The sequence below is a fragment of the Campylobacter sp. RM12642 genome, from assembly GCF_020137635.1.
GTDB lineage: Bacteria > Campylobacterota > Campylobacteria > Campylobacterales > Campylobacteraceae > Campylobacter_E.
The window spans coordinates 1-8,280 of sequence record NZ_JACGAT010000045.1 but is presented as its reverse complement, the minus strand read 5'-3'; the positions used below and the strand labels follow the sequence as shown (position 1 = coordinate 8,280).

The window sequence follows — 8,280 nt, the reverse complement described above, 5'->3', positions numbered from 1 at the left end:
TTTGATATTAGGAGATTTTATGAGAATTAGTGGTTTTGATGTTGATATTTCAAAAGTATTTGATACTAGCTATCATAAGGCGAATTTGAGTAATTTTCACAATTTAAATCAAGAGCAAATTAATGCTATAAAAGATGATATAACAAATCAAAATTATGCTCTAAAAACAAGTGATAAAGACAATATAAATGTTGTTTTTAGTTTTGATAATAATACTCAAGGAGTTAATCTTAGTCAAAATACTATTGAAAAATTAATGGCTCATTTTGATAAAGCTGATTTTATCTTAAGTGATGATAAGCTTATTTTAAATGGTAATGCTGCTAATTTTGTCTCAAGCTGGTTTAAAACAATTGCTTATGATTTAGGACTTGCAAAAGCTGATAGCAATCAAGATGGTAGGATAAATAATGATGAATTAAGTAATGCAAGGCTTGAAGTTGGGGTTTATGGCGAGTTTAATGGATATATTTATGTAGTAAATAAATTAAGTGATGAAAGATTTATAAATACTAAAACATATGATAAATTAACCTTAGAAATTGGCACAAGTATTAGCGAGTATTTAGATAGTGTAATATCTAGTGATAGGGATTTTGATGGGGTTTTGAGTTTTGCTGAGATTAATTTTGAAAATATTAGCGAAGAACAAGATTATAAAAGTGAATTAAAAGAGAAAAATACAGATATAAAACGCTATCAAAATGAATTTCAAAGGTCAATTGCTTATTTTGCAAAAGAAGGTCAAAGTACCGAAGAAATCAAAAACAAGCAAAAAGAAAAAGAATTAGAACAAGCCGAGCTTTTAGCAAAACTTATGCAAATAACTCAAAAAATCAAACAACAAGGCTTAAATTCACTTACAAGTGATGATAATAAAATCTTAGAAAAATTAGGCAAAAGTGCAAATGCGATTGCAAATAGTGTAGAAATTGACTTAAGTATTAGTGTGGTAGAAGATTTAGTAAATAACAAAATCTTAGATATAAAAGTCTAGTTTTATGATTTTATTTATGTTTAAAATTAAGTTATTTTGATACTTATATAAAATCTTAGAATTTGAAATTCTTATTTTAAATTCTAGAATTTCAAATAAGAATTTCATCAAACTATAAAGTATTTTTGAGCATCATCTTTGCTAAGTGCATTAGCAAAATAATTATTTTGCATAAATTCACAATCTTTATTAGTAGGATTTTTTGCATATGCAAGTGCTAAAGAACAAGCAAGTTTAATATCTTCTAAACTAGCGTCATTATCAAGTAAAGAAATAGCACCTATTAAATCGGTTCTAATTTCGCTCATTTTTATCTCTTCATTATCTAATAATTTTAAGATTTTTAGACCTTCTTCTTCATTTCTTGAAATTATCATTTTAGCACCATTTGGCAGTCTTAAATGTCTTCCATATCTTAACAATTCAGCGTTTTTACTATCTAGCGTTTTGTATTTTAGATAATCTTGGATTTTGTTTTTATATGCTTGTAAGGTTAGCAAACACCCACCAGCAGGGCTTTCATAATCGCTATAACCATAAACTTTTGCAAGTTCCATTTGTCTAGTTCTACCCCTACCACTAAAATCAAATAATTTTTCTCTATCAACCCAGCCTTTAAGTTCAGGCATAGTAGGTGCTAGTAATTTTGCACTAAGTGGGCGTAAAATGATATTATTTAAATCTTCGCTAAGTTTTGCAACACTATTTAATGCTTGTGCTCTTTGGCTCATTGGACGCTGACCTAGCACTTCTCCACTAATTACAAAAGAAGCACCTAAATCATCACACATACTAAGAGCAGTTTTAAACATATACCCATGACAATCAATGCAAGGATTAATAGCCTTGCCATAGCCATATTTTGGATTTAACAATACATCTTGTAAATATTTACTACTAATATCAACAACCCTAAAACTAGCTCCAGCCATATTTGCACGACGCTCTAAAAGGGCGAAATTCTTTCCGCCAAACCCTGTATCAATGTGAATAGCTTCAACTTCTATTCCTTGCTTTGCAATGGTAGTGATTGATAACATACTATCAAGACCACCACTAAATAAAGCTAATGCTTTCATTTATTCTCCTAATTTTCTTATATTATCTTTAAGCCTTGCTCTTTCATCATCGCTTAATTGCTTATTATGATTTGCTATTAGTTCTACTAGGCAATGATAAGCCTTTTTTAAACCATCATTACTATGAATTAATTTATGATTTTTTATTAATTCTTTAGCGTAATTTTTAAAAAGCAAGGCGTTTAGGATATTACAACTTGCGTAATAATTGGCTAAATTATTAAAAAATACTAAGATATTATCTACTTTTTTAGTAGGGTGAATATTGTTTAAAAACTCTAGCATATTAGCATTTGCGTAGTTTTTATTTAATACATCATCAATTAAATTATTATGAAAATATTCTCTTAAAATAAGAATATTAAAATTAGCTTTTGAAATAGCTAGAAAATAAATTATCGCATCTTCTAAAGAATTGCTTTGAGTTTGTTTAGCTTGTGGTTTTTTATCTATTACTTTTGCTTTTATTCCGTTTAATAAATCAAAATCAAGCCCATAATTTTCGCAAAATATTTTAAGATGAGTATTGGCTAAAAATTTATCAATAGTATTGGTGTAATTTAGCACAGCTGAATATGCTTGTTTGATTAAAAATGGTTCAATTTTGCTTATGCTTAATTTGTCTATATAATCTAAATTCAATTCTTTTTTAAATATATATTCAATACAAAAACTAATTATATTAATAGTATTATTTAGTTCGGTTTTTAGCTTTAATTCTTCATTATTTTCAATGTATTCGCCTGGGTCTTTATATGTTTTTAGCCTTATTACTTCGGCGTTGTAGCCAAATTTACTCAATAAAACTCCCGCTTTAAAAGCAGCTGCATTTCCCGCTGCATCTTTATCAAAGCATAAAGATACAAAACAATCTTTTTTAATTAATTTTAAATGTTGCTCTGTTAATGCAGTTCCTAGCACTGCTACTGAATATGTAAGTCCTGCTTTATGAAGACTTATTGTATCCATATAGCCTTCGCAAATTATCATTCTTTTGTGTTTATTAATATCATTTTTTGCTAGATGATAAGCGTAAAATATACTACTTTTATCAAATAGTTTTGAAGCGGGAGAATTTACATATTTTGCAGGATTTTGTGGATTTAATGTGCGTCCTCCAAAACCTACTAAATAACCTGTATTATCGTAGATTGGAAAGGTAATTCTTTCTATAAAAGATGGATAAATTCCATTATCGTTTTTTTTAACTACCCCTTCTATTAATGCTTGTTCTAAAGCTATATTTGATTTTTGCAAAATCCTTAAAGTATCATTTGCACTTGGTGCGTAGCCAAGATTAAACTTAATTCTTAAATCCCTTGTGATTTTTCGCTTTTCAAGATAGGCAATCAAATTCCCACGGATATTTAATTCACTTATATAATATTCGTTGAGTATTTTACAAGCGTCGTTGTTTTGAATAATTTTTGTTTTTTTATCATCTTCTAAAATAAAGCCATAAATATTTGCTAATTCTTTTACTGCTTCTATAAATTCTAAATTATGATATTTTTGCATAAAGCTAATAGCATCACCATTCGCCCCACACCCAAAGCAGTGAAAATATCCTTCATTTTCACGAACAGCCATACTAGGATTTTTATCAGCGTGAAACGGACATACGCACATATAATTCGCACCATTTTTATGCACGGGAATGTAGTTTGAAATCAAATCAACAATGTTAATGCTATCTTTTAATCTTTGAATGCTCTCGTTTGTAATCATAAAAGTATTATATGTATAATTAATTAATTTTATTTAAAGGATATTAGTGGATTTAATACTTAGCTATTATAGAAATCCTATTTTTGGAATTTTAGTTTTAATTAGCCTTGTTTTAATTATTGCTTTAGCTCAAATAATTTTTGCAAGTTTAAAGGAAAATCAAACTAATAAAAATATTAAAAAATATCTTGCTAATTTTAATGCAATTGAGCCTAAGTATTTAAGTAGTTTAAGTTTTGATGAAAGGCTTAATTTAGCTAATGGATTTTTTAAAGCTTCAATGTTTTTAGAGTGCAAATATGTTTTGATTAATTTATTAAATGAATTTGCAAATGATAAAGATTTATTATACTTATTATCTGTTTGTGATTTAAGACTTGGATTATTAAACGATGCTAAACAAAATTTATTAAAGATTTTAAAATCTCGTGCTAGAGATGAATTAGCACTACTATGCCTTGGATATATTCATTTTAAATTAAACGAAATCAATGAATGCAAAGAAGTTTATAAATGTTTGTGCGTTTTAGGGGATTATGAAAAAGATTTAGAATTTATAAATAATTATAAAAGCTTTAATACTAAAAGTTTTAAAGAAATTAAAATTGATGATGAAACAATAAATCCAAATAATATCAGTCAATTTTATTTATGTAAAAATTGCTCTTCACAATCTATTTTTTACACTCCGTTTTGTTCGCAGTGTTTTAAGTGTGATACAATGCAAGCTAATTTAAGGATAAGGATATGAAAAAATTAACGATTTATACTGATGGGAGTTGCCTTAAAAATCCTGGAGCAGGGGGTTGGGCTTGGATTATTATAGATAATGATTTAATCATTAAAGATAGTGGCGGAGATAAGCTTACAACCAATAATATTATGGAATTAAGTGCCTGTATTAACGCTTTAAAAAGCTTAAAAGAACCTTGCAAGATTGATTTATATAGCGATAGTCAATATGTAGTTAAGGGTATTAATGAATGGCTTAGTGGTTGGGTTAAGACTGATTTTAAAGGCAAAAAAAATGTTGAATTATGGAAGAGTTATTTAGAAGTTAGCAAAATCCACGATATTAATGCAATTTGGGTTAAAGCTCATAATGGTGATAAATACAATGAAATGTGTGATGAACTAGCTAGAAGTATGGCACTTGAGTATGAAAATAACACTATAAATGCTAATGTAGTGCTAGAAAAAAGAATTTCAAAATATCATAAAATTGAAGAAAAACTAGGATATAAATTTAAAAACGAAACCCTATTAAATCAGGCTCTAACTCATAAAAGTTTTAGCAAAACTCATAATGAAAGGCTTGAGTTTTTAGGTGATGCTGTGCTTGATTTGATAGTAGCAAATATTTTATACAAGGATTTTTCTCGTTATAGTGAAGGGGATTTAAGCAAATTAAGAGCAGCTTTGGTGAATGAAAAGTCTTTTGCAAAAATTGCTAGTTATCTTGAAATTGGAGAGTTTTTGCAATTATCAGTATCTGAAGAAAATAACGGCGGAAGAAAAAAACCAAGCTTATTATCAGATGCTTACGAAGCAATAATAGGTGCAATTTATTTAGAAAGTGGATATGAGATTGCTTGTGCTGTTGGCTCTAAGATATTAAATGAAGTTTTTCCTAAGATTGATATAGAATTAATTAAAGACTATAAAACAAAATTACAAGAAAAAACCCAAGCAATAATGGCTCAAACCCCTGAATATAGGATTTTACATACAAAAGGGCCTGATCATAAAAAAGAATTTGAAATAGGGCTTTTTTTAAATGATGAATTATTTACAAAAGCAATGGGCAATAGCAAAAAAGAAGCAGAGCAAAGTGCTGCTAAATTAGCGTTAGAGAAGTTAGAAGATGAATAGTTTTGGAACATTTTTAAAATTTAACACTTTTGGAGAAAGTCACGGAAAAGCAATTGGAGTGGTTATTGATAACTATCCTGCAGGGGTTAGAATTGATACTGATTATATAAATTCCTTGCTTAAATTAAGACAGGGTGGCGGAGCGTTTAGCACTCCTAGAAAAGAAGCTGATGAAGTTAATATTATTAGTGGAGTATTTAATGATATTAGCACAGGTGCTCCAATTTGTGTGCTAGTAGAAAATAATAATACAAGAAGTAAAGATTATAAAGAGCATTTACGCCCTGCACACGCTGATTTTACATATTATGCAAAATACGAGCATTTTGATTATCGTGGCGGTGGTAGAAGTAGTGCTAGAGAAAGCGTAGCAAGGGTTGTTGCAGGTGCTTTTGCTGATTTAATATTAAAAGAATTTAACATTAGAACTTATGCTAGTATTTGTGGGGTAGGTGGTGTTAGTTTAGATGAGTTTAAATTCAGTGAAGAAGAGTATAAAAGGGCTTTAGAAAAAGATTTTAATGCTTTAGGCGATGATTTATTTAAAGAATTATTTAAAGACGAAATCACAAAGGCAAAAAATAACAATGATAGCGTAGGTGCAAGTGTTAGTGTAGCAGCATTTGGCGTAATGGCAGGGCTTGGAGATGGGCTTTATGATAAATTAGATGCTAGAATTGCTAGTGCGTTTATGGGATTAAATGCTGTAAAATGTGTTGAAATTGGAGCAGGAAGAAAGCTTAGCTCAATGAATGGCTCTTTTGCAAATGATGAGATTTTAGGCGTTAGCAATGATGAATTAATGCAAAATCAAAATAGCTCTATTTTAAAACAAAGCCCTAATTTTAAGTCATTTAAAGCAGCAAAAACTAATATTAATAAGCCTTTATTTTTACATACTAGACATAATTTTAGTGGTGGAATTATCGGTGGGATTAGTACAGGAGAGAGTATTTATATTAAAGCTCATTTTAAGCCAACTCCATCAATTTTTAAAGAACAAACTATGTTAAATAAAGACTTTAGTCTAATAAAAGATGCAATTTATGGAAGGCACGATCCTTGCGTAGGTGTTCGTGGAGCTGTTGTCTTAAAAGCTATGCTAAGTTTTATAATAGCTGATTTTTTAATGTTAAATTCATCTGCTAAAATAAGCAATCTTAAAAAAATCTACAAAGGAGAATAAATGCCAATAATTAATGTAAAATTAGCAGCACCAATGCCAAATAAAGAAAAATGCGAAGAAATAATAAGTGATTTAACAAATTATTTTGAAACAAAATTAGGCAAAAAGCGTGAGAGAATAGTGGTAATGCTAGAAGAAATTCCGCAATCTCATATAGGTTTTGGCGGAAGAAGTGTTGAAACTATTAATAATGCTGATTTTGTTAATAATTTTAAACTTGACGATGATAGATAAAAAGCTCCCTAATTTAAGGGAGTAATTATGGAAATTTTATTAATTATATTATTTGCTATTGCAATTTTTCTTTCAGTAATTTATGGGTTTTTTTATTTTATATGGAAAGCCTTTAAAATTCTTTATGCTACTTTTCCTTTAGTGTATTTAGCAATTTTTACAATCTTATTTTTATTATTTATCAAAAAAAATAAAAAACTAAAATTCAAAACTTTTTTAATCGTTAGCCTAATAATTATTAGTTTTGAAATGCTTTTTATTAGACCTGTGGTTGATTATTCTAGTTTTAATAATTTTAGTTATGTTTTTAAAAGCAATTATGAAAAAGACTTGCAAGGATATTGTGTAAAAGAAAATAAGATTTTAAGTAAAGACGAGCTTTTAAGAATAGCTACTAATGATTTTTTAGATAAAACTATAGTTTATTATAAAAATATAGCTAATAAGTATGAAAAAGACAGAGTTTATTTTTATACCCTTGATGAGGTTAAGGAATTTAATGATTTAAAATTATTTGATTTAGAAAAATTACAACAACACAAAATAAACACTAAAAATTATTTAGCAAACTTACCAAAACTATTAAAAAAACCATTATTTTTATCTACTCCTTATAGTTTTGATATTGTATTTTTTAATGAAGGATTTAAGATAAATAATGGATATTTAGAGTTTTTATATACCAGAACAGATAGTGCTAACATAACTCATCAATTAAAATCTAGCATAGAAATAGACAATTGTGGCAATACCAATAGAGCTATTGATGAAGAGCCTTGTTTTGATTTTTTTGGCTGCAAATATAGATATAATTTATAAAATTATAAGAATTTTAATTAGGATTTTAAAAACTAAAATTTTTAATTAAATTCTTGCCGAAATATCATATTTTGTCATTAAAACTCATAAAATTTCTATTTTATTACTTGATTTTTAGCATTACAATTTATATATTTTTTTGAATAATAATTTATAGGCTTTTTAAAACACTATGAAATTTAAAATTAGAATTTTATCTTTTAACCCAATTTATTCATTGCATTATAAATTTAAATTAATTAATCCTATTGAAATTTTAAAAGAATTTAATTTAGTATGTTAAACCCCATTTTATCATCTCGCATTTACCTAGTTTTAGGATTAAAATCAGCTTAAATATTTTAATTTTATGGGTTTTTGTGAAT

Annotated in this window: 8 protein-coding genes and 1 pseudogene; 7 read left to right on the top strand and 2 right to left on the bottom strand. The window is 27.6% G+C overall.

The window, feature by feature from the left end:
• On the top strand, positions 1–997 hold a 997-nt coding region (locus tag AVBRAN12642_RS09395; RefSeq protein ID WP_336608285.1), incomplete at its 5' end, for a hypothetical protein.
• Between the two features lie 107 nt (positions 998–1,104).
• Here the strand turns inward: AVBRAN12642_RS09395 and AVBRAN12642_RS09390 are convergent.
• Together AVBRAN12642_RS09390 and dnaG are read right to left on the bottom strand one after the other, a co-directional pair.
• On the bottom strand, positions 1,105–2,076 hold the full coding sequence (locus AVBRAN12642_RS09390) for an argininosuccinate synthase domain-containing protein (RefSeq protein WP_214118699.1): 972 nt from the start codon (positions 2,074–2,076) through the stop codon (positions 1,105–1,107).
• A complete protein-coding gene (gene dnaG / locus AVBRAN12642_RS09385; protein WP_239803014.1) occupies positions 2,077–3,804 on the bottom strand; it encodes a DNA primase in 1,728 nt (575 codons plus the stop codon).
• A gap of 46 nt (positions 3,805–3,850) precedes the next feature.
• On the opposite strand from dnaG, the gene AVBRAN12642_RS09380 reads away from it, so the two are divergent.
• The 6 genes and pseudogenes from AVBRAN12642_RS09380 (at position 3,851) to AVBRAN12642_RS09355 (ending at position 7,915) form a co-directional block, all read left to right on the top strand.
• Positions 3,851–4,555 (top strand): tetratricopeptide repeat protein, encoded by a 705-nt coding sequence (locus AVBRAN12642_RS09380; RefSeq protein ID WP_214118702.1) that lies wholly within the window; start codon positions 3,851–3,853, stop codon positions 4,553–4,555.
• Positions 4,552–4,941 (top strand): annotated as a pseudogene (gene rnhA, locus AVBRAN12642_RS09375) (ribonuclease HI); the annotation flags it as partial. The gene AVBRAN12642_RS09380 and the pseudogene rnhA, both read left to right, overlap by 4 nt.
• A gap of 66 nt (positions 4,942–5,007) precedes the next feature.
• On the top strand, positions 5,008–5,676 hold the full coding sequence (gene rnc, locus AVBRAN12642_RS09370; protein ID WP_336607624.1) for a ribonuclease III: 669 nt from the start codon (positions 5,008–5,010) through the stop codon (positions 5,674–5,676).
• A complete protein-coding gene (aroC, locus tag AVBRAN12642_RS09365) occupies positions 5,669–6,862 on the top strand; it encodes a chorismate synthase (RefSeq protein ID WP_336608284.1) in 1,194 nt (397 codons plus the stop codon). The genes rnc and aroC overlap by 8 nt, the downstream gene beginning before the upstream one ends.
• Complete coding sequence (locus AVBRAN12642_RS09360) at positions 6,863–7,096, top strand: tautomerase family protein (protein ID WP_214118708.1); 234 nt, start codon at positions 6,863–6,865, stop codon at positions 7,094–7,096. It abuts the gene before it with no gap.
• Between the two features lie 27 nt (positions 7,097–7,123).
• Complete coding sequence (locus AVBRAN12642_RS09355; protein ID WP_336608283.1) at positions 7,124–7,915, top strand: hypothetical protein; 792 nt, start codon at positions 7,124–7,126, stop codon at positions 7,913–7,915.
• The last annotated feature ends 365 nt before the right edge of the window (positions 7,916–8,280 follow it).